The 20,661-nt window shown below is 67.3% G+C and carries 20 protein-coding genes; 14 read left to right on the forward strand and 6 right to left on the reverse strand.

From position 1 onward, the window contains the following. Positions 1 to 3: 3 nt before the first annotated feature. The 3 genes from ACIGII_RS02425 to ACIGII_RS02435 are packed head-to-tail and all read left to right on the forward strand — an operon-like array spanning position 4 to position 4,954. Positions 4 to 1,092 carry a homocysteine S-methyltransferase family protein gene (locus tag ACIGII_RS02425; protein WP_399634820.1) on the forward strand — a complete coding sequence of 363 codons (1,089 nt, stop codon included), beginning with the start codon at positions 4 to 6 and terminating at the stop codon, positions 1,090 to 1,092. Then, complete coding sequence (metH, locus tag ACIGII_RS02430) at positions 1,089 to 3,776, forward strand: methionine synthase (protein WP_399634821.1); 2,688 nt, start codon at positions 1,089 to 1,091, stop codon at positions 3,774 to 3,776. Before ACIGII_RS02425 ends, metH begins: the two co-directional genes overlap by 4 nt. Then, positions 3,773 to 4,954 carry an MFS transporter gene (locus ACIGII_RS02435; RefSeq protein WP_399634823.1) on the forward strand — a complete coding sequence of 394 codons (1,182 nt, stop codon included), beginning with the start codon at positions 3,773 to 3,775 and terminating at the stop codon, positions 4,952 to 4,954. Before metH ends, ACIGII_RS02435 begins: the two co-directional genes overlap by 4 nt. Positions 4,955 to 4,981: 27 nt before the next feature. Here ACIGII_RS02435 and ACIGII_RS02440 read toward each other — a convergent pair whose 3' ends face one another. The 5 genes from ACIGII_RS02440 to ACIGII_RS02460 form a co-directional block, all read right to left on the reverse strand. After that, a complete protein-coding gene (locus ACIGII_RS02440) occupies positions 4,982 to 5,689 on the reverse strand; it encodes a DUF2058 domain-containing protein (protein WP_399634825.1) in 708 nt (235 codons plus the stop codon). A 13-nt stretch (positions 5,690 to 5,702) separates the two neighbouring features. Next, on the reverse strand, positions 5,703 to 5,942 hold the full coding sequence (locus tag ACIGII_RS02445) for a SlyX family protein (RefSeq protein ID WP_070208808.1): 240 nt from the start codon (positions 5,940 to 5,942) through the stop codon (positions 5,703 to 5,705). Beyond that, positions 5,935 to 7,284, reverse strand: a complete 1,350-nt coding sequence (locus tag ACIGII_RS02450; RefSeq protein WP_399634827.1) for a UDP-glucose dehydrogenase family protein — start codon at positions 7,282 to 7,284, stop codon at positions 5,935 to 5,937. The genes ACIGII_RS02445 and ACIGII_RS02450 overlap by 8 nt, the downstream gene beginning before the upstream one ends. Positions 7,285 to 7,307: 23 nt before the next feature. Then, positions 7,308 to 8,294 (reverse strand): FKBP-type peptidyl-prolyl cis-trans isomerase N-terminal domain-containing protein, encoded by a 987-nt coding sequence (locus tag ACIGII_RS02455; protein ID WP_399634829.1) that lies wholly within the window; start codon positions 8,292 to 8,294, stop codon positions 7,308 to 7,310. Positions 8,295 to 8,377: 83 nt separating this feature from the next. Beyond that, entirely contained in the window at positions 8,378 to 8,983 is a 606-nt protein-coding gene (locus tag ACIGII_RS02460; RefSeq protein ID WP_399634831.1) for a glutathione peroxidase, read from the reverse strand. 297 nt (positions 8,984 to 9,280) lie between these two features. Here ACIGII_RS02460 and ACIGII_RS02465 point away from each other — a divergent pair, with 297 nt between their 5' ends. From ACIGII_RS02465 to ACIGII_RS02495, 7 genes are all read left to right on the forward strand, one after another. Beyond that, complete coding sequence (locus ACIGII_RS02465; RefSeq protein ID WP_399634833.1) at positions 9,281 to 9,532, forward strand: hypothetical protein; 252 nt, start codon at positions 9,281 to 9,283, stop codon at positions 9,530 to 9,532. Positions 9,533 to 9,534: 2 nt separating this feature from the next. Then, positions 9,535 to 9,897: a GntR family transcriptional regulator gene (locus ACIGII_RS02470; RefSeq protein WP_399634834.1), complete on the forward strand. Its 363-nt coding sequence runs from the start codon at positions 9,535 to 9,537 to the stop codon at positions 9,895 to 9,897. Next, the gene (locus ACIGII_RS02475) at positions 9,894 to 10,769 is read left to right on the forward strand and encodes an ABC transporter ATP-binding protein (RefSeq protein WP_399634836.1); all 876 of its coding nucleotides are present in this window, start codon (positions 9,894 to 9,896) and stop codon (positions 10,767 to 10,769) included. Before ACIGII_RS02470 ends, ACIGII_RS02475 begins: the two co-directional genes overlap by 4 nt. Further along, positions 10,766 to 11,797 (forward strand): ABC-2 transporter permease, encoded by a 1,032-nt coding sequence (locus ACIGII_RS02480; RefSeq protein WP_399634838.1) that lies wholly within the window; start codon positions 10,766 to 10,768, stop codon positions 11,795 to 11,797. The genes ACIGII_RS02475 and ACIGII_RS02480 overlap by 4 nt, the downstream gene beginning before the upstream one ends. A 26-nt stretch (positions 11,798 to 11,823) precedes the next feature. Further along, positions 11,824 to 12,711 carry a GIN domain-containing protein gene (locus ACIGII_RS02485; protein ID WP_399634840.1) on the forward strand — a complete coding sequence of 296 codons (888 nt, stop codon included), beginning with the start codon at positions 11,824 to 11,826 and terminating at the stop codon, positions 12,709 to 12,711. A gap of 12 nt (positions 12,712 to 12,723) precedes the next feature. Continuing rightward, positions 12,724 to 13,332: a hypothetical protein gene (locus ACIGII_RS02490; RefSeq protein ID WP_399634841.1), complete on the forward strand. Its 609-nt coding sequence runs from the start codon at positions 12,724 to 12,726 to the stop codon at positions 13,330 to 13,332. 90 nt (positions 13,333 to 13,422) lie between these two features. Further along, positions 13,423 to 13,848, forward strand: a complete 426-nt coding sequence (locus tag ACIGII_RS02495) for a hypothetical protein (RefSeq protein ID WP_399634843.1) — start codon at positions 13,423 to 13,425, stop codon at positions 13,846 to 13,848. A gap of 82 nt (positions 13,849 to 13,930) precedes the next feature. Here the strand turns inward: ACIGII_RS02495 and ACIGII_RS02500 are convergent, their stop codons facing one another. Then, positions 13,931 to 15,343 carry a class II fumarate hydratase gene (locus ACIGII_RS02500; RefSeq protein WP_399634844.1) on the reverse strand — a complete coding sequence of 471 codons (1,413 nt, stop codon included), beginning with the start codon at positions 15,341 to 15,343 and terminating at the stop codon, positions 13,931 to 13,933. A gap of 275 nt (positions 15,344 to 15,618) precedes the next feature. Here ACIGII_RS02500 and ACIGII_RS02505 point away from each other — a divergent pair, with 275 nt between their 5' ends. The 4 genes from ACIGII_RS02505 (at position 15,619) to ACIGII_RS02520 (ending at position 20,539) form a co-directional block, all read left to right on the forward strand. Then, complete coding sequence (locus tag ACIGII_RS02505) at positions 15,619 to 16,953, forward strand: hemolysin family protein (RefSeq protein WP_399634846.1); 1,335 nt, start codon at positions 15,619 to 15,621, stop codon at positions 16,951 to 16,953. A 35-nt stretch (positions 16,954 to 16,988) separates the two neighbouring features. After that, a complete protein-coding gene (gene purB / locus ACIGII_RS02510) occupies positions 16,989 to 18,356 on the forward strand; it encodes an adenylosuccinate lyase (RefSeq protein ID WP_399634848.1) in 1,368 nt (455 codons plus the stop codon). Between the two features lie 223 nt (positions 18,357 to 18,579). Next, positions 18,580 to 20,013 carry a JmjC domain-containing protein gene (locus ACIGII_RS02515; protein WP_399634850.1) on the forward strand — a complete coding sequence of 478 codons (1,434 nt, stop codon included), beginning with the start codon at positions 18,580 to 18,582 and terminating at the stop codon, positions 20,011 to 20,013. 1 nt (position 20,014) lies between these two features. After that, positions 20,015 to 20,539 carry a hypothetical protein gene (locus ACIGII_RS02520; protein ID WP_399634852.1) on the forward strand — a complete coding sequence of 175 codons (525 nt, stop codon included), beginning with the start codon at positions 20,015 to 20,017 and terminating at the stop codon, positions 20,537 to 20,539. The last annotated feature ends 122 nt before the right edge of the window (positions 20,540 to 20,661 follow it).

Consider the following 20,661-nt stretch of genomic DNA (forward strand, 5'->3'; position numbering starts at 1 on the left):
CCCATGTCCCTGCCCTGGCTGCACCCCGACCGTGTCCGCGTGCTTGAACAGGCGCTGGCCGAGCGCATCCTGATCATCGACGGTGCCATGGGCACCATGATCCAGCGGCACGGACTGGAGGAAGCCGACTATCGCGGCCAGCGCTTCGCCGGCGGCTTCGACCACCAGCACGGCGCCGGCTGTGACCACGGCACGCCGGAAGGCCACGACCTCAAGGGCAACAACGACCTGCTGCTGCTGACCCGCCCGGAGGTGATCGCCGACATCCACACCGCCTACCTGCAGGCCGGTGCCGACCTGGTCGAAACCAATACCTTCAACGCCACCTCGGTCAGCCAGGCCGATTACCACCTGGAACACCTGGTGTACGAACTCAACAAGGCCGGTGCGGCGGTGGCCCGCGCCTGCTGCGATGCCGTCGAGGCGTCCACCCCGGACAAACCGCGCTTCGTGATCGGCGTGCTCGGACCGACCAGCCGGACCGCCTCGATCAGCCCGGACGTGAACGACCCGGGCTTCCGCAACACCAGCTTCGACGCGCTGCGCGACACCTACCGCGAAGCCATTGACGGCCTGATCGACGGCGGTGCCGACACGCTGATGGTGGAAACCATCTTCGACACGCTCAACGCCAAGGCGGCCCTGTTCGCCATCGAGGAAGCCTTCGATGCGCGCGGTGCGCGCCTGCCGGTGATGATTTCCGGAACCATCACCGACGCCTCCGGCCGCACGCTGTCCGGCCAGACCGCCGACGCCTTCCATGCCTCGCTGGCCCACGCCCGCCCCCTGTCGATCGGCCTGAACTGCGCGCTGGGCGCCGACGCGATGCGACCGCACGTGGAAACCCTGGGCCAGGTGGCCGACTGTTACGTCAGTGCCCATCCCAACGCCGGCCTGCCCAACGCGTTCGGGGAATACGATGAGACCCCGGACGAAATGGCCGCCACCCTGCGCGGCTTCGCCGAGGACGGACTGCTCAACCTGGTCGGCGGCTGCTGCGGCTCCACCCCCGACCACATCCGTGCCATCGCCCAGGCCGTGGCCGGCCTGCCGCCGCGCGCACGGCCCGGTGTGCAGGAGCAGGCCGCATGAGCGCCCCGACGCGCCACACCCGGCTGTCCGGCCTGGAACCGCTGGTCATCACCCCGGACCTGCTGTTCGTCAACATCGGCGAACGCACCAACGTCACCGGCAGTGCGCAGTTCCGCAAGCTGGTCAAGGAAGAGCGCTACGAAGAAGCAGTGGAAGTGGCGCGGCAGCAGGTGGCCAGCGGCGCGCAGATCCTCGATGTGAACATGGACGAGGGCCTGATCGATTCCGAAAAGGCGATGACCCGCTACCTTAACCTGATCATGTCCGAGCCGGACATCGCGCGCATTCCGGTGATGGTCGATTCGTCGAAATGGAGCGTGATCGAAGCTGGCCTGAAGTGCCTGCAGGGCAAGAGCGTGGTCAATTCGATCTCGCTCAAGGAAGGCGAGGCACTGTTCATCGAACACGCACGCAAGGTGCTGCGCTACGGCGCGGCGGCGGTGGTGATGGCCTTCGATGAGCAGGGCCAGGCCGATACCTGCGCGCGCAAGGTGGAAATCTGCACCCGCGCCTACCGCATCCTGGTCGACCAGGTCGGCTTCCCGCCGCAGGACATCATCTTCGACCCGAACATCTTCGCCGTCGCCACCGGCATCGAGGAACACGACAACTATGCGGTGGACTTCATCGAAGCCACCCGCATCATCAAGCGCACGCTGCCGCACTGCCATGTCTCCGGCGGCGTCTCCAACGTGTCGTTCTCGTTCCGCGGCAACGAAACCGTACGCCAGGCCATCCATGCGGTGTTCCTGTACCACGCCATCGCGGCCGGCATGGACATGGGCATCGTCAATGCCGGCGCGATGCCGATCTACGACGACCTGGATGCCGAGCTGCGCGAGCGCGTGGAGGACGTGATCCTCAACCGCCGCGCCGACGGCACCGAGCGCCTGCTGGAGATCGCCGAGCGTTACAAGGGCAAAAAGGGCGAGGTCAAGGGCGAGGACCTGGCCTGGCGCGAAAAGCCCATTGACGCGCGCCTGGCGCATGCCTTGGTGCACGGCCTGGATGCGTGGGTCGAGGCCGATACCGAAGAAGCGCGGATCCGTTCAAGCCGCCCGTTGGACGTGATCGAAGGCCCGTTGATGGACGGCATGAACGTGGTCGGCGATCTGTTTGGCGCCGGCAAGATGTTCCTGCCGCAGGTGGTGAAGTCGGCGCGCGTGATGAAGAAGGCGGTGGCCTACCTGCTGCCGTTCATCGAAGCGGAGAAGGCGCGCAGCGGCGACACCGCCAAGAGCAACGGCAAGATCATCATGGCCACGGTCAAGGGCGACGTGCACGACATCGGCAAGAACATCGTCGGCGTGGTCCTGGCCTGCAACAACTTCGAGGTGATCGACCTGGGCGTGATGGTGCCGGCGCAGAAGATCCTGGACGCGGCCCGCGCGGAGAACGCGGACATCATCGGCCTGTCCGGGTTGATCACCCCGTCGCTGGAAGAAATGAGCCACGTGGCCCGCGAGATGGAGCGCCAGGGCTTCACCCTGCCGTTGATGATCGGCGGCGCCACCACCTCGCGCGCGCATACCGCGCTGAAGATCGACCCGCACTACAAGGCGCCCACGGTGTGGGTGAAAGACGCCTCGCGCGCGGTCGGCGTGGCCCAGTCGCTGATTTCCAGCGAACTGCGCGACGCCTTCGTGGCCGCCAACGAAGCCGACTACGCCGACATCCGCCAGCGCCACCGCAACCGCGGCGACGCCAAGCGGCTGGTGACCCTGGCCAAGGCGCGCACACAGCGCTTCGATGGTGGCTGGGCCGACTACCTGCCGCCCGCGCCCCGCAAGCCGGGGCTGCACGTGCTGGACGACTACCCGCTGGCCGACCTGGTCGAGGTCATCGACTGGACCCCGTTCTTCCAGGCCTGGGAGCTGGCCGGCAAGTATCCGGCCATCCTCACCGACGAGATTGTCGGCACCCAGGCCAGCGAGCTGTACCGCGACGCCCGGGCCATGCTCACCCGCATCGTCGAGGAACGCTGGCTGACCGCCAAGGCGGTGTTCGGCCTGTGGCCGGCCAACAGCGTCGGCGACGATGTGCACCTGACCACCGACGACGGTCCTGCCGTGCTGCACTTCCTGCGCCAGCAGGTGGACAAGCCGGTGGAACGCCCGGATTTCTGCCTGGCCGACTTCATCGCCCCCGCCGACAGTGGCCGGCAGGACTGGATCGGCGCGTTCGCGGTCACCGCCGGCATCGGTATCGACCCGCACGTGGCACGCTTCGAAGCCGACCACGACGACTACAACGCGATCCTGCTCAAGGCGCTGGCCGACCGCCTGGCCGAGGCGCTGGCCGAGCGCCTGCACCAGCACGTACGCACCGATTACTGGGGTTACCAGCCGGACGAAGCGCTGGACAACGAGGCGCTGATCGCCGAACGGTACAGCGGCATCCGCCCGGCGCCGGGCTACCCGGCGTGCCCCGAGCATAGCGAGAAGGCCACCCTGTTCCGGCTGCTCGATGCCGAACGCAACGCCGGCATGCAGCTGACCGAGAGCTTCGCGATGCTGCCCACCGCCGCGGTGTCGGGGTATTACTTCAGCCACCCGCAAAGCCAGTATTTCGTGGTGGGCCGGGTGACCCGCGAGCAGGTCAGCGACTATGCCAAGCGCAAGGGCGTGGACCGCGCCCAGGCCGAACGCTGGCTGGCCTCGAACCTGGATTACGATCCGGAATGAATGCGGTTCCGGTCGCCCGCCTCTCCAGCTTCTACCTGTTCTACTACGCGGCCCTCGGCGCATTCACCCCGTACTGGTCGCTGTTCCTGACCGCGCGCGGCATGAGCGTGACCGCGATCAGCGTGATGATGGGCATCTGGTATGCCACGCGCATCGTCGCGCCCACCACCTGGACCTCGATCGCCGCCGCGTCTCCGCGCCCGATCCGCTGGCTGCGCATCGGCAGCGTGCTGACGCTGCTGACCTTCTGCGTGTTCCTGCTGCCGCTGCCGCAGCCGTGGATGTACCCGGCCATGGTGGTTTTCTGCTTCTTCTACAACGCGGTAATGCCGCAATTCGAATCGATCACCCTCACCCACCTGGGCAACGACAGCCACCGCTATGGGCTGATCCGGGTCTGGGGTTCGCTGGGTTTCATCGCCGTGGTGATGGGGTTTGGCTGGCTGCTCGAAGGCCACGGCGGCGCCGGCAACGCGCACCTGCTGCCCTGGCTGATGCTGCCGCTGTTCGCGCTGCTGGTGGTATCCGCGCTCTCCAATGATTACGCGCGCGACTTCCACCGCGCCGGCGGCGATGCCAGCGGCTTCTGGCAGATCGTGCGCAAGCCGCAGGTGCTGGCGTTCTTCCTGGCCGCCTTCATGGAACAGCTGTCGTTCGGGCCGTATTACACGTTCTTTTCGGTGTACATGGACCACCACGGTTATGCGACCTCCACGCTGGGGCTGCTGTGGACCATCGGTGTCGTGTTCGAAGTGGCGGTGTTCTTCACCATCGGCCGCTTCTTCCGCCGCTACGACGCCAGCTGGATGCTGCTGATCGCACTGCTCAGCTCGACGGTGCGTTGGACCCTCACCGCGCTGTTTCCGCAGCACCTGGGCATCATGCTGGTGGCGCAGACCGCGCACGCGCTGGGGTTCGCGGCGTTCTTCGCCGCGGCGATGCAGATGCTGGCAACGTACTTTCCCGGCCGCCTCAACGGGCATGGGCAGGGGTTGCTGTACGGGTTCTCGTCAGGCGTGGGCGGAGTGCTCGGCGCGCTGATCGCCGGGCAGCTCTGGAACATCGACCAGGGCCGTACCGCGTTCCTGGTCGGCGCCGGGTTCGCGGCGCTGGGCGCGCTGCTGTGCTTCTTCGCGATCAGCCTGCCGTTGTTGCGCGCCGGGCGGGTGCGCCGGTAACGCCCGCGACCGGCGCGTTACCGCCCATTACCAGACCAGGTCGTCCGGTACCTGGTACGCCGGATCGGCATACGGATCATCTTCGGCCGGCGCGTTCGGGTCCACGCGCAGCGCCACCGACGGTGCGAAAACGGCCTCGGCCTCGTCCAGCACGGCGGCGGTGACCAGCAGGTAGCGGCCATTGCTCTGCAGCACCCCCAGCTCGCCTGCGTTGAGCTGGCGCAGCTGCCCGGCGGTGACGTAGATCCGCTTGATCTTGCCGCCATAAGGGAAGTGCCGGGCGATCTCGGCGGCTTCGTCGTTCAGTGCCTTGCCCTTCAGCAGCTCGTCCAGCTTCAGCTTGGCCTCGCGGCGCACGCGCGCCTCTTCCTGCTTCAGGCGCTCGGCTTCGATGCGGTCGTCCTTCTCTTTCTGCGCGCGGATCGCATAGGCCTTGGCCAGGTCGATGTCCTCGCGCGAGCGCGGCTTGCCCTGGCCGGCGCCCTGGTTCTGGCCGGAACGCGTACCGCCAGCGGGGCGGCCCTTGCCCGGCGGACCACGACGGGCGTCGCCGTCACGCGCCGGGCGCTGGCCATCGCGCGGCGGACGCGCGCCGTCGGCGGCCCTGCCCGGCGGGCGGGCGCCATGCGGCTTGTTCGGGGGCCGGCCATCGCGGCGGGCGTCGGGTTTGCGTTCGGGCGCTGGCGCGGACTTGAAGCCCAGGCCCAGCAGCTGGTCGCGGAGGGTATCGCTCATGACGTTGGGTCGATCAGTAGTGCGGGGGCGGTGGTTCTTCGCCCGAATCGGAATACAGCGCGTTGCGGACCTTGCCCAGGTCTTCCAGCAGCAGGCGGGTCAGGTCGGCGTTGCGGCTGCCCTCGATGCGCGCGTCGGCCAGGGCTTCGCTGAGCTCGGCCAACGCCTGTTCCTGGAAGGACACACGCATCTCAAGTTCGACCAGGCGCGCTTCCAGCGCCTGCTCACGCGCGGAGGGAGTGGACTCATGCATGCAGCGAACGTCCCCGGCCAATGCCGTAATAGGCCAGGCCCGCCGCTTCCAGCTCCTGCGGGTCGTACAGGTTGCGGCCGTCGAACACCACGGCGTCTTTCAGGCTGTCGCGCAGGCGGGCGAAGTCCGGGCTGCGGAACTGCTTCCACTCGGTCACCACCACCAGCGCGTCGGCGCCCTCGATGGCATCCCAGGCGCTGTCGCAGAACACCAGGTCGTCGCGCTCGCCAAGAATGCGGCGCGCTTCTTCGGTGGCTTCCGGGTCGTACGCACGCACCGTGGCGCCGCCCTCCCACAGCTGCGCCAGCAGGCGCCGGCTGGAGGCTTCGCGCATGTCGTCGGTGTTGGGCTTGAAGGCCAGGCCCCACACCGCGAAGGTGCGGCCGCGCACGCCCTCATCCTCGCCACGGTCGTAGTGGCGCTGGATCAGCTGGTAAAGGTGCCCCTTCTGCGCATCGTTGACCGCTTCCACCGCATTGAGCAGCGTGGGCTCGTGCCCATGCTGCTGCGCGGTGCGGGCCAGCGCCTGCACGTCCTTGGGGAAACACGAGCCGCCGTAACCGGCGCCCGGGTAAATGAAATGCCAGCCGATGCGCGGGTCCGAGCCGATACCCTGGCGGACCTGTTCGACATCGGCGCCGACCTTCTCGGCGATGTTGGCGATTTCATTCATGAATGAAATCTTGGTCGCCAGCATGGCGTTGGCGGCGTACTTGGTCAGTTCGGCCGAGCGCACGTCCATTTCCACCACGCGGTCGTGGTTGCGGTTGAACGGCGCGTACAGGCGACGCATCAACGCCACCGATTCGGCGTTGGTCGCACCGATCACGATGCGGTCCGGCCGCATGCAGTCGGCGACGGCGTCGCCCTCTTTCAGGAATTCGGGGTTGGAGACCACGTCGAACGTGATCGCCTCGCCGCGCTCTGCCAGTACCTCGGCAATGGCGGCGCGCACTTTGTCGGCCGTGCCTACCGGCACGGTCGACTTGTTCACCACCACGGTCGGCACACGCATGTGCCGACCGATGGTGCGGGCCACGGCCAGCACGTACTGCAGGTCGGCGCTGCCGTCCTCGTCCGGTGGCGTGCCCACGGCAATGAAGATCACCTGGCCATGCGCGACCGCGGAGGCGGCGTCGGTGGTGAAGGCCAGCCGCGAGGCGGCATGGTTGGCCTTGACCATCGGCTCCAGGCCCGGCTCATAGATCGGGATGACGCCACGGTTGAGGCCGTCGACCTTGGCCTGGTCGATATCGACGCAGACCACCTGGTGGCCGACATCGGCCAGGCAGGTACCCGTGACCAGTCCGACATAGCCGGTACCGAAAATTGCGACACGCATGTCCGTGGTCACTCCAGTACCGGTTACGGAAGAACGTCCAGCAGTTCGACGTCGAAGGTCAGCGTCGCGTTCGGACCGATCGGGCCGCCCGGGGTGCCCTGCTCGCCATAGGCCAGCTCGCCCGGGATCCAGAAGCGGTACTTGGCGCCCTTCGGCATCAGGGCAACGCCTTCCGACCAGCCCTTCACCACCTGGTCCAGGCCGAACTCGGCCGGCTGGCCGCGATCGTAGCTGCTGTCGAAGGTGGTGCCGTCCAGCAGCTTGCCGACGTACTGCACGCGCACCTTGCTGGTCGGCGTCGGGCGCGGGCCGTCGGTCGCACCCGGACGGATGATCTGGTACTGCAGGCCCGACGCGGTGGTGACCACGCCCGGCACGGCCTTGTTCTTGGCGAGGAACGCATTGCCCTCGGCGCGGTTGGTGCCGGCCTGGGCCGCGGCCTTGGCCTGCATGTCGGCCTGCTTGGCAGCCATGAAGGCTTCCATGGTGGCCTTGGCCTGGTCGGCGGTCATCTTCGGCGTGCCCTTGGCGAACGCGGTCTGGACCGCGTCGAACAGCGCATCCAGGTCCACTTCGTCCTTCAGCGGCGCCAGCGACGGGCCGACCGCGTAGCTGCCAAGCATCAGGCCGACCTTTTCGCGGTCCACCTTCGGCGCCGGGGTACCCGGGGCCACGCCCGGCACCGGCTGGCCACTCTTGACCGCCATGGCGGTGCGCAGCGCCTGGTCGGTCTTCTGGGCCTCGTCCTGGCTGATCAGCGGCTGCTTGCCTTCGAAGGCATTGGTCACCGCGCGGCGCAGGGCGGCCAGGTCGATTTCATCGGCGATCGGGGCGAACGAGTTTGCGACGTCCAAACCAATGGCATAGCCGACTTTTTCACGCTGGGAGGTCAAGGTCGAAGTCTCCTTTGCGGCTGCACCTGCAGCCGGTTGTTGCGACATCACGGTACCGGTGGCACCCATCGCCAGAATCAGAACCGACGCCGCGGCGCCGCGCATTCCCATCTTCATTTGCTGCTTTCCTGGAAGTGACTGGACGCCGACGTCGGCGCGAAACAAGCATTGTCGCACGCGCGTGCGAGATGTCGAGGATGTCAGCGCCTGGCCGGGGTGACGGACAGCTCGCGTTCGATCGCCGCGACCAGCGCCGGGTCGTCCGGCTTGATCTTGCTGGGGAACTGGGCGACCACCCGGCCGTCGCGTCCCACCAGGTATTTATGGAAGTTCCAGCCGGGGGCCACCCCGGTCGCAGCGGTCAGGCGCTGGTACAGCGGGGTGGCGTCCGGTCCGGTGACCTGCACCTTCTGGAACATGGGGAACTTCACCCCGTAGGTCAGGGTGCATAACTCCTGGATCTGCGCTTCGCTGCCCGGTTCCTGGCCCTTGAAGTCATTGGAGGGGAAGCCGAGCACCGAGAAACCGCGCGCGGCGTAGGTCCGCTGCAGCGCTTCCAGCCCTTCATATTGATAGGTGAACCCGCATTTGCTGGCGGTATTGACCACCAGCAGGACCTTCCCGGCGTACTGCTTCTGCAGGTTGACCTCGCCCTTGCCGGCGAGCGGACGGTAGCTGAGGTCAAGCAGGCCGGCCGCCTGCACCGTGCCGGTGCCCAGCAGGCCCAGCAGCAGGCCGGCGCCCCAGCGTCGGGCACGCGCGGAGACGGGGGTGATCGGAGACAGCGCGGCAGGGACGTGGGACATCGGACAACTCCGGAAGGAAGGCGGCGGCCCCGTTTCGCGAGGCAGCCGGACTATATCACCGGGGGTTTCACGGTCGCGTTCTGCGGGAACCGCGACGCAGGCCTCACGCGGCTGAATGCACACCGAGCGAAACCCTCAGCACTGAACTGCATGTTTCCCTGTTGAATCAATAGGTTGGAATAACCATGCCGGGAGTGTCATGCCCCTGCCATCAGTTGGGGGGTGTCGGCTATTGCACTCGGGCGTGCCGGTGTTATAGTTGCATACAACACCAGTCACCTGATGCAGGGGAAGCCCATGAACCGCATGCGCCACCACTCCGCCAAAGCCCTTACAGCCGCGTCCGCGCTGCTGCTGCTGGGCTGGTTCAGCATCCCCGCCGGTGACCGTGGCAGCGACCCCGCCGCCGGTGCAGTAGAAGGCCCGCAGGACGCAGGCGTCATCCAGGCAGGGACCGCCAACGGCGCCCCCACGCCTCCCCGCCGGCTGCACAGCTCCCTGTCCATGCCGTACTTCTCATTCGCACAGTCGCTGAACCCACGGAGCTGACCATGAGCGATATCCAATGGAGCGATGGTGCTCCGATCTACCGTCAGCTGAAGGAACGCGTGATCGCCATGATGCTCGACAGCATCATCAAGCCCGGCGACGCGCTGCCCTCGGTTCGACAGGTGGCCGCCGAGTACCAGCTCAATCCCATCACCGTTTCGCGCGCCTACCAGGAACTGGCCGATGAAGGCCTGGTTGAAAAGCGCCGCGGCCTGGGCATGTTCATGACCGAAGAAGCCGCCACGCAGCTGCGCAGCAGCGAGCGCGACCGCTTCCTCAACGAAGAATGGCCGCTGGTCCTGGAGCGCATCCAGCGCCTGGGCCTGCATCTGGACGAATTGCTGCCCAAGGGGAAATCCGCATGAATGCCGTTGCTAGTGATGTCGTCATCTCTGCCCGTGGCCTGCGCAAGGCTTACAAGCAGACCGTTGCGCTGGACAACACCAGCTTCACCATCGCCCCGGGCCGGATTACCGGCCTGATCGGCCCCAACGGCGCGGGCAAGACCACCCTGCTCAAGGCGCTGCTGGGCCTGACCGCGGTGGAAGGGGAGCTGAGCGTGCTCGGGCTGGACCCGACCGTGCAGCGCGATGCGCTGATGAACGAGGTGTGCTTCATCGCCGACGTGGCCGTGCTGCCGCGCTGGATGAAGGTGCGCGATGCGATCGATTTCGTCGCCGGGGTCCACCCGCGCTTCGACCGTGCCCGCTGCGAACGCTTCCTGGCCGCCACCAAACTGCAGCCGCGGCAGCGCGTGCGCGAACTGTCCAAGGGCATGATCGTGCAGCTGCACCTTGCCCTGGTCATGGCCATCGACGCCAAGGTGCTGGTGCTGGACGAGCCCACCCTGGGCCTGGACATCCTCTACCGCAAGGAGTTTTACCAGCGCCTGCTGGAAGACTACTTCGACGAACAGAAAACGATCATCGTCACCACCCACCAGGTGGAGGAGATCGAGCACATCCTCACCGATGTGATGTTCATCCGCGACGGGCGCATCGTGCTCACCGCCGACATGGAAGAGGTCGGCGAGCGCTACACCGAAGTGCTGGTATCGGCGGAGACGCTGGCGTCGGCGCGTGCGTTCAAGCCGATCGACGAGCGCAGCCTGCCGTTCGGCAAGACCGTACTGCTGTTCGACGGGGTGCCGCGCGCCCAGCTCGCGCCGCTTGGCGAAATCCGCAGCCCCGGGCTGGCGGATCTGTTCGTGGCCATCATGAAGGGAACCTACGCATGAACACCGTCCACTACCACCCCATCAGCAAGGCCAGCACCTTCAAGTGGCTGCTCAAGCGCGAGTACTGGGAAAACCGCGGCGGGTTCCTGTGGGCACCCCTGATCGCCGGCGCCATCTCACTGGTGATGAGCCTGATCGGCATCCTGATCGGGCTGTGGGGCCTGCGCCGTGCGGCCGCCAATGGCGACCTGCATATCGACAACACCAACATCAACATCAACGGCCTGGACCTGAAGCTGCTGACCCAGCACATGGATGCCAAGAGCATGGCCGACCTGGGCAACGCCCTGGATGCGACCCTGGTGCTGAGTTCGCTGTGGCCGTTCGTGGTGCTGGCCTTCGTGGTGTTCTTCTACTGCCTGGGCGCGCTGTACGACGACCGCCGCGACCGCAGCATCCTGTTCTGGAAGTCGCTGCCGCTGTCGGACACCCAGACCGTGCTGTCCAAGGCGCTGAGTGCGCTGCTGGTGGCGCCGGTGATCGCGGTGATCGCCTCGGTACTGACCATGTTCGGCTTCCTGGCGATCCTGTCGGTGGTGGTGGTGACCCATGGCGGCAATCCGATGACCCTGATCTGGGGCCCGGCCAGCCCGCTGGCGTTCGTGGTCGGCCACCTGTCCTGGCTGCCGGTGTACCTGCTGTGGGCCCTGCCGACCGTGGGCTGGCTGTTGATGTGGTCGGCCTGGGCCAAGTCCAAGCCGTTCCTGTGGGCGGTGATGCTGCCGCTGTTCGCCGGCATCATCGTCAGCACCACCCACGTCATGGAACTGTTCAACATGACCAGCGGCTGGTTCTGGCAGCACATCGTGGGTCGCCTGCTGCTGGGCACCCTGCCGGGCAGCGACCTGTTCTACCGCACCGACCAGCTGCAGGCGGTCATGCGCGACAGCGACAACATTGCCACCGCGCTGTCCCCGGCCAGCCAGCTGGCTGCGCTGGCCCTGCCCGAACTGTGGATCGGCGCTGCTGCCGGTGTCGTGTTCATCTTCATCGCCATCCGCCTGCGCCGCCGCGCCGGCGAAATCTGACCCCCTCCGCCTCGAGGAACCGCCCCATGATCCGCAAGCTCGCCATCGCTTCCCTGCTGTTGCTGCCGCTGACCGCACTGGCCGATGAGCCGCAGTGCAGGTTCAACGCCCCGCGTGATCTCAAGCTCGACGTGGCCGGGGCCAAGGCGATCGTGTTCGAGGTCAACCAGCACGATCTGATCCTGCAGGCCGGACCGGGCAGCGCCCAGCTCGGTGGGCGCGCCTGCGCCTCCAATGCCGACTGGCTGCCCGAGCTGACCGTGACCCAGCAGAAGGTGGGCGACAAGCTGGTGGTCAAGCTGCAGCGTGAGAACCCGGGCCTGCGGATCAACATGGGCGGCAACAGCTACGCCTACCTGGACCTGCGCGGCACCATCCCGGACAACGTGCTGGTACAGATGAAGGTGGGCTCGGGCGACGCATCGGTGAGCGGGGCGCACGCGCTGAGCGCGGACGTGGGCTCCGGCGATATCAAGCTGCGCGACATCAAGGGCCTGGTGACGGCGGCGATCGGCTCGGGCGATGCGGAACTGGACGGTGCCGGCACGCTCAACCTGCTGTCGGTGGGTTCGGGCGATTTCAAGGCCCGCAACCTGCGCGGCAACGCCACGGTCGGCACGATCGGCTCGGGCGACCTGACCCTGGACGGGGTGGCCGGGAACGTCGATATCAAGACCGTCGGTTCGGGCGATGTCGACCTGCGCCAGGTCAGGGGCAACGTCAGCCTGGGCAACATCGGATCGGGCGATGTTGAAGCGCGCGAGGTCGGTGGCAGCGTCAAGGTCGACCGCCACGGTTCTGGCGACGTGACGGTGCGCGACGTCGGTGGCGACCTCACGGTGGCCAACAGCGGCAGCGGCGACATCACCCACAGCAACGTGCGTGGCCGCGTCCAGCTGCCGCGCGGCAAATAAGGAGACCACGCCATGACTACCCGCCTGCTTCCCGCCCTGCTGTTGACCCTGTGCCTGCCGCTGGCCGCCTGCCGCGGGGCCGGCGATGCCGGGTCCACCCCGGGCACGTCCGGTGTGGATGCGGACGCGATCGAGAAAGGCATCCAGCACTCCGCGGACAAAACGCAGTCGAAAATGGCCGCGAAGCTGCGTGCGAAGATGGAACACGGCAACATCGACCTGTCCGATGCCGACAACAACAAGGCCGAGATCACACCGAAGGGCGACCTGCTGATCAATGGCAAGGCCATCGCGGTCGATGCCCAGCAGCGCGCGCTGCTGCTGGACTACCGCAAGCAGGTCGAGGACATCGCCCTGGCGGGCATGGACATCGGCGTGGCAGGCGCCCACCTGGGCGCGAAGGCCGCCGGCGAGGCATTGCGCGGCGTGTTTTCCGGCAACCCCGAAGGCATCGAGGCGAAAGTGAACGCGGAAGCCGCGAAGATCGAAGCCCGCGCCAAGCAGTTGTGCGGCCTGCTTCCGGCGATGCAGGCCAAGCAACAGGCCCTGGCTGCGGCCCTGCCGGCCTTCAAGCCGTTCGCCACGATGGACCAGAGCGACATCGACGACTGCCACAGCTGACCCACGCCCCCTGCGACATCCGGTCGCAGGCGCGCCACCGGTACAGGGGGAGGACTACACTGGTCCTCCCCTGTTTTCGCTTCGCCGACCATGAAGAAGCTCTGCCTGCTGCTGTTCGCCCTGTTCTGCCTGGCCGCCACCGGCTGCGACCAGGAATACCGCAACCACCGCGCCGAGCGCAGCAAACCCAAGATCACCGTCAGCGACGGCATGGTCACCGTGCGCCGCGCGCCGGCCCCGAACATCATCGTGCTGCCCAACGGCCACATGAAGGTCGACGAGATCGAAATCCCGCTCGACGACGACCAGCAGGCGATGCTGCAGACGATGTTCGGCCAGTTGCAGGTACTGCGCCAGAACACGCTGGTCGACGCCCCGCACGACCCGGACATGCGCGCGGTGAAGATCACCGTCCCGGCGGGCATGCAGCCGATCCCGCCTGAGCTGGTCACCCGCATCCCGCAGTTCAAGAACTACACCGAGACCTTCGACAACATCGTGGCCGATCGCCGCTGATGCGTGTCGCGCCGGGCTTCGCCCGGCTGCTTTTCCTCACCGCACACGCCCCTGCACGTAGCACCTGAGACGCTGCAACGTATCAGCCACCACCCCCACCGCCGGCATGGATACCCCCGGCGGTAAGTGCAGCCGGATCCAGCAACCGACGCAGTTCCGCTTCGCTCAAGCCACTGTCTTCCTTGGCCACATCCAGCACCGGGCGCTGTTCCTTGTAGGCGCGCTTGGCGATGGCTGCCGCTTTTTCGTAACCGATGATCGGATTCAACGCCGTCACCAGGATCGGGTTGCGGCCCAGCGCTTCGCGGACCCGGTCCTCGCGCACCTTCAACCCGGCAATGGCCGTATCGGCCAGCAGGCGCGAAATGTTCGACAGCAGGCCGATGCCATCCAGCAGGTTCGCCGCGATCAGCGGCAGCGTCACGTTCAACTGGAAATTGCCGGTCTGCCCGGCCACCGTGATCGCCGTGTGGTGACCGATCACCTGCGCGCAGACCATCACCGTCGCTTCCGGAATCACCGGATTGACCTTGCCCGGCATGATCGAACTGCCCGGCTGCAGCGCCGGCAGCTCGATCTCGCCCAGCCCCGCCAGCGGACCGGCATTCATCCAGCGCAGGTCGTTGGCGATCTTGATCAGCGCCACGGCCAACGCATTGAGCTGGCCGGAGAGCTCCACCGCATCGTCCTGTGCCGCCAGCCCTTCGAACTTGTTCTCCGCGCTGTCGAAACGCACTCCCGTCTGCTGTTTCAGCCGCTTTGCCACCCGCTCACCGAAACGCGGGTCCGCATTGATCCCGGTCCCGATCGCCGTGCCGCCCAGCGGCAGCCGGCGCAGGCGCTTCAGGCTGTCCTCCAGCCGCTCCTGCGCCGAAGACAACTGCGCCGACCAGGCACCGAATTCCTGCTCGAAGGTCAGCGGCATCGCATCCATCAGGTGCGTGCGCCCGGTCTTGACCACCCTGCGCAGCGCGCGGCCGCGCTTGTCGATGGTCTTGCGCAGGTGCGCCAGCGCCGGCAGCAGCTGTTCCTGCACCCCCAGCAGTGCCGACACCCGCAGCGCCGTCGGGATCACGTCGTTCGAGCTCTGGCCCTGGTTGACGTGGTCGTTGGGATGCACCGTCGTCTTCCCGGCCTTGCCGGCACGATTGGCCAGCGTGGCGATCACCTCGTTGGCATTCATGTTCGAGGAGGTGCCCGACCCGGTCTGGTAGATGTCGATCGGGAAATGCGCGTCGTGCGCGCCCTCAGCGACCTCGCCGGCCGCGCTTTCAATCGCCTTGGCGATGTTCTTCGGCAGGTGGCCCAGTTCGGCGTTGACCGCCGCTGCGGCACCTTTCACCAGTCCCAGCGCGCGGATGAAACCACGCGGCATGCGCTGGCCCGACACCGGGAAATTGTCCACCGCGCGCTGCGTCTGCGCGCCCCACAGCGCGTCTGCAGGTACCTGCAGTTCGCCCATGCTGTCGTGTTCGGTCCTGAAACCCTTGCTCATTGCATCACTCCGCGGTTCTTTCAGTGGGGAAAGGGAACGGCGGCTGGCAACGGGCCTTCATTCCCTGGCTGGCGGCTGCGCTCACGATACTCCCAAGCCGGATTGAAACCCAACCGCACACCGGTTCGGCTAGACTCGGGATTCGTGTTCATTCAGACAGTATCCCCGCTTCCCATGGGCGACGACCCCCACTGTAGTGCGTGCCACGACCAACGGTCGTGGCCTACCTGTTTGTTCCCCGCCGTCACCAGAAGCGCATGGCGCCGAGGGCGCGCATGATCGTCGGCAACCTGCTGCTCCTGCTGCTGGCGCTGTTCCTGGTCGTGCTCAACGGCTTCTTCGTCGCCGCCGAGTTCGCCCTGGTCAAACTGCGCCACACCCAGGCGGTTGGCCTGGCCGCCCGCCACGGCTGGCGCGGTCGCCTGCTGCTCAACGTGCATTCGCACCTGGACGCCTATCTCTCGGCCTGCCAGCTTGGCATCACCCTGTCCTCCCTCGGCCTGGGCTGGGTGGGTGAACCCGCGTTCGCGCACCTGCTGCAGCCGCTGTTCGACGCGCTGGGCATGGGCCCGGAAGGCGCACGCCTCACCGCCTTCATCATCGCCTTCAGCCTGATCTCGTTCCTGCACATCGTGCTGGGCGAACTCGCCCCGAAGTCGATGGCGATCCGCCGCCCGGAAGCCATGTCGCTGTGGACCGCGGCGCCGCTGTACCTGTTCTACTGGGCGATGTTCCCGGCGATCTGGCTGCTCAACCACAGCGCCAACGCCCTGCTGCGGCTGGCCGGCTGGGGCGATGTCGAGCACACCTCGCACCGCTACTCGCGCGAAGAGCTCAAGCTGATCGTTGCGCGCCAGCAACCCGGTGCCGGTGCGCCGGACCAGGACCTGACCCTGATGAGCCACGCCCTGGAGCTGCCCGAACTGGTCGCCGGCGACCTGATGCGCCCGCGCGAACACATGCGCGTGTTCCGCCAGGGCATGGGGCTGGCGCAGGTCATGGCCGAGTTCGCCGAAAGCCGCTACAGCCGCTACCCGTGGTTCGATGAGGATGGCGAGGACGTGCTGGGCATCCTGCACATGAAGGACCTGCTGGTGGAGATCGCCCGCGGCCAGCCCACCGACGACCTGCGCGCCCTGCTGCGCCCGGCCAACCTGATCGCGCTGGAAACCCCGGTCACCGCCGTGCTCGAACGCTTCCGCACCGGCACCACGCACATGGCCCTGTGCGTGGAGGAACATGGCCGCATCCTGGGCTACTTCACCCTGGAAGACCTGCTGGAAGTGGTGGTCGGCGACATCGAAGACGAACACCCGCACGTGGTCAAGGATGCCCCCACCCGCGGCGCCGACGGCACCCTGCTGGTGGCCGGCTCCACCTCCATCTTCCGCCTGGAGCGCCTGCTCGGCCGTGACCTGGCCGCCCCCGAGCACCTCAACTCGGTGGGCGGGCTGATCGTCCACCAGCTCCAGCGCCTGCCCGCCGAAGGCGAGGACGTGCGCATCGACGGCCACCTGTTCACCGTCAAGCGCATGGCCGGGCACCGCATCCAGGCCGTGACCGTACGCCTGGCGCCCGAACAGGCCGACGCCGACCCCGGCGCAGCGTAGAATGACGGCCCCCGCCGTCATTGCCTGCGCCCGCCATGTCCGAATTCGCCCTGCTCGCCCTGTCCCCGCTCGATGGCCGCTATGCCGGCAAGGTCGACGCCCTGCGCCCGATCTTCTCCGAATATGGCCTGATCAAGGCCCGCGTGAAGGTGGAAGTGGAATGGCTGCTGGCCCTGGCCAATGAAGCGGGCATTGCCGAGCTGGCGCCGTTTTCGGCTGGCGCCACCGCGCGCCTGCGCGCCCTGGCCGACGATTTCGCCCCGGCGCACGCCGCCCGGGTCAAGGAGATCGAGCGCACCACCAACCACGACGTCAAGGCGGTGGAGTACTTCATCAAGGAGCAGCTCAAGGACGACGCCGAGCTGGCCCCGGCCCTGGAGTTCGTGCATTTCGCCTGCACCAGCGAAGACATCAACAACCTCAGCTACGGCCTGATGCTGGAAGAAGCCCGCCGCACCGTGCTGCTGCCCTCGCTGGACGGCATCGCCGCCACCCTGCGCGCCCTGGCCCATGCCCAGGCCGGACAGCCGATGCTGTCGCGCACCCACGGCCAGACCGCCTCGCCGACCACGCTCGGCAAGGAAGTGGCCAACGTGGTGGCTCGCCTGGAGCGCCAGCGCCGCCAGATCGCCGCGGTCGAGCTGACCGGCAAGATCAATGGTGCGGTGGGCAACTACAACGCCCACGCCATCGCCTACCCGGACGTGGACTGGCCGGCCTTCGCCCAGCGCTTCGTCGAAAGCCTCGGCCTGGTGTTCAACCCCTACACCACCCAGATCGAGCCGCACGACAACATCGCCGAGATCGGCGACGCCACCCGCCGCGCCAACATCATCCTGATCGACCTGGCCCGCGACATCTGGGGTTACATCTCGCTGGGCTACTTCAAGCAGAAGCTCAAGGAAGGCGAAGTCGGCTCCTCGACCATGCCGCACAAGGTCAACCCGATCGACTTCGAGAACGCCGAAGGCAACTTCGGCATCGCCAACGCCCTGTTCGAACACTTCAGCGCCAAGCTGCCGATCAGCCGCTGGCAGCGCGACCTCACCGATTCCACCGTGCTGCGCGCCCTGGGGACCGCCTTCGGCCACGGCCAGGTCGCCCTGGATTCGCTGGCCAAGGGCCTGGGCAAGCTGACCGTGAACCCGGAGCTCCTGGACGGCGACCTGGACGCGGCCTGGGAAGTGCTGGCCGAAGCGGTACAGACCGTCATGCGCCGCCACGGCCTGCCCAACCCCTATGAACAGCTCAAGGCCTTGACCCGTGGCCAGGGCATCACCGCCGAATCGATGAAGGCGTTCGTGGAATCGCTGGACCTGCCGGAAGACGCCAAGCAGGGCCTGCGCGAGCTGACCCCGGGGGGGTATATCGGCCTGGCCGCCGATCTGGCCAAGGCGATCTGATCGCAGTGATCAGGCAGTGACCCCGGACGGGGCGCCGGAATATCCGGTGCCCCGTTGTCGTTTGGCGCCGCGTGGGCCGACCAACGGTCGGCGCTACCGGGGGCACGCGCGACAGGGCGGCGCAGGTGCAGATCCTGCGCAACCAGCGGACAATGGCGGGACGAGCGCGCGCTTCGTCTGCTGCGCCAATCGCATTCCGTCTACACGCTTCAAGGATTCCCCCATGGCCGTCCGCAAGACCAGAACCCCCGTCATCGAAGTCCAGGCCCGCCCCGGCCTGCCGCTGGGCATGCCCGCCGCGACGTTCCTGCGCGACTACTGGCAGAAGCGCCCGCTGCTGATCCGCGGCGCCTTCCCCGATTTTGAAACCCCGCTCCAGCCCGAAGACCTGGCCGGCCTGGCCTGCGAGGAGACCGCCCTCGCCCGCCTGATCAGCCACGACCGCGCCACCGACGGCTGGTCCGTGCGCACCGGCCCGTTCCAGGAAGAAGAATTTCCCGGCATGCCCGACCACGACTGGACCCTGCTGGTCCAGGACGTCGACAAGTGGGACCCGGACGTGCGCGCCCTGATCGCCCACTTCGACTTCCTGCCGCGCTGGCGCATGGACGATGTGATGATCAGCTTCGCCGCCACCGGCGGTTCGGTCGGCGCCCACGTCGACCAGTACGACGTCTTCCTGCTGCAGGCCCATGGCCACCGCCGCTGGCAGATCGACGCCAGCGAATCCACCAAGGGCAAGCGCCCCCCGCTGGAGTTCCGCAACGACGTCGAACTCAAGCTGCTGCGCCGCTTCAAGCCCACCCACGACTGGGTGCTCGAGCCCGGCGACATGCTGTACCTGCCGCCCAACGTTCCCCACAACGGCGTCGCCGAAGACCCCTGCCTGACCTTCTCCTTCGGCATGCGCGCGCCCGCCTCCGCCGAGCTCATCAGCGACTACCTGGACACCCTGATCATGGATGCCGACGAGGCCATCCGTTACCAGGACCCGGACCTGAAGGTGCCCGAAGACCCCAACGAAATCGACGCCGTGGCCATGGGCCGCGTGGTCCAGGCGCTCAACGCCATCCGCATGAACGACCCCGACCGCCTCGGCGACTGGTTCGGCCGCTTCATCACCACCTACCGCGCCGCCGGCGACGTGGTCGCCTCCGGCGAACCGCTTCCGCGCGAAGACATCGAAGCCGCCCTGGCCGAAGGCATCGAGCTCGGCCGCCACCCGTGGGCCCGCCTGGCCTGGCGCCGGGCCAAGCGGGGTGCCAGCCTCTACTGCAGCGGCCTTGAATTCGCCCTGCCGGTGAAGGATGCCCAGGCCCTGGCCGCCGCCGAACAGATCGGTGGTGCCCTGTACCAGAAGCTCTCGGCCAAGGGCCGCGACGCCCTGCACGCGCTGGTGGCCGGTGGCTACTACCAGCTGCTCGACGGCGACGCGTTCGACGACGAAGACGAGTACGAAGAGGACGCGGTGGGCGAATACGAAATCATCAACGCCACCGAAACCGTCGAGGTCCTCGAGGATGAAGACGTCGAAGCCAACGTGCACGAAGTGACCATCCACGACGATGGCGTCGAAGTGATCGTCGATTTCGACGACACCGACGACAGCGACGACGACCAGGCCGTCGGAACCCCCGACGGCGGCGCCGGCGCCTGACATGAGCGGGCCCGGCAGCGCCGACCCGCACCTGCGCCGCCTGCCGGGCGGCGCGGTCTCCATCGACAACGCCGACGAGGCGGTAGCCATCACCACCGCCGTGGTCGAGCGCGCCCGCCGCCAGCTGTGGCTGCACAGCCGCGTGCTCGACCCCGGCCTGCTGGATGCACCGCCGGTGCTGGAGGCCCTGCGCCGCTTCGCCACCGCCCGCCACGACAAGCAGGTCCGGCTGATCGTCCATGACGCGGCCGCCATCGCCCAGGCCGGCTCGCCCCTGCTGGGCCTGGTCCAGCGCCTGCCCACCGTGTTCCGGGTGCGCCAGGTGACCGACCCGATCGACCGCGCCCTCGCCTCGGCCTGCCTGCTCAACGATGCGGGCGACTACTACTTTCGTCTGAGTGGGCTCCGTTACGACGGTGAAGCCGGGCTCGCCATGCCCGCACGTTCGCGGCCGTTGCAGGACGGTTTGCAGCGCGTATGGGAACGTTCGCGCGATTGCAGCGAGCTGCGCGCGCTCGGCTTCTAGTCCCGTTCCGGGTCCTGAACCTGTCTGGGAATGACACCCCGGCCCCGCCACAGGCCGTTCCGGTGCCCCTTCCTGTCTCGATGGGGGTACAATTTGGGCCGTTAGATACCGCCCGTGCAGGG

The sequence above is a fragment of the Stenotrophomonas sp. NPDC077420 genome (genome assembly GCF_044543385.1).
GTDB lineage: Bacteria > Pseudomonadota > Gammaproteobacteria > Xanthomonadales > Xanthomonadaceae > Stenotrophomonas.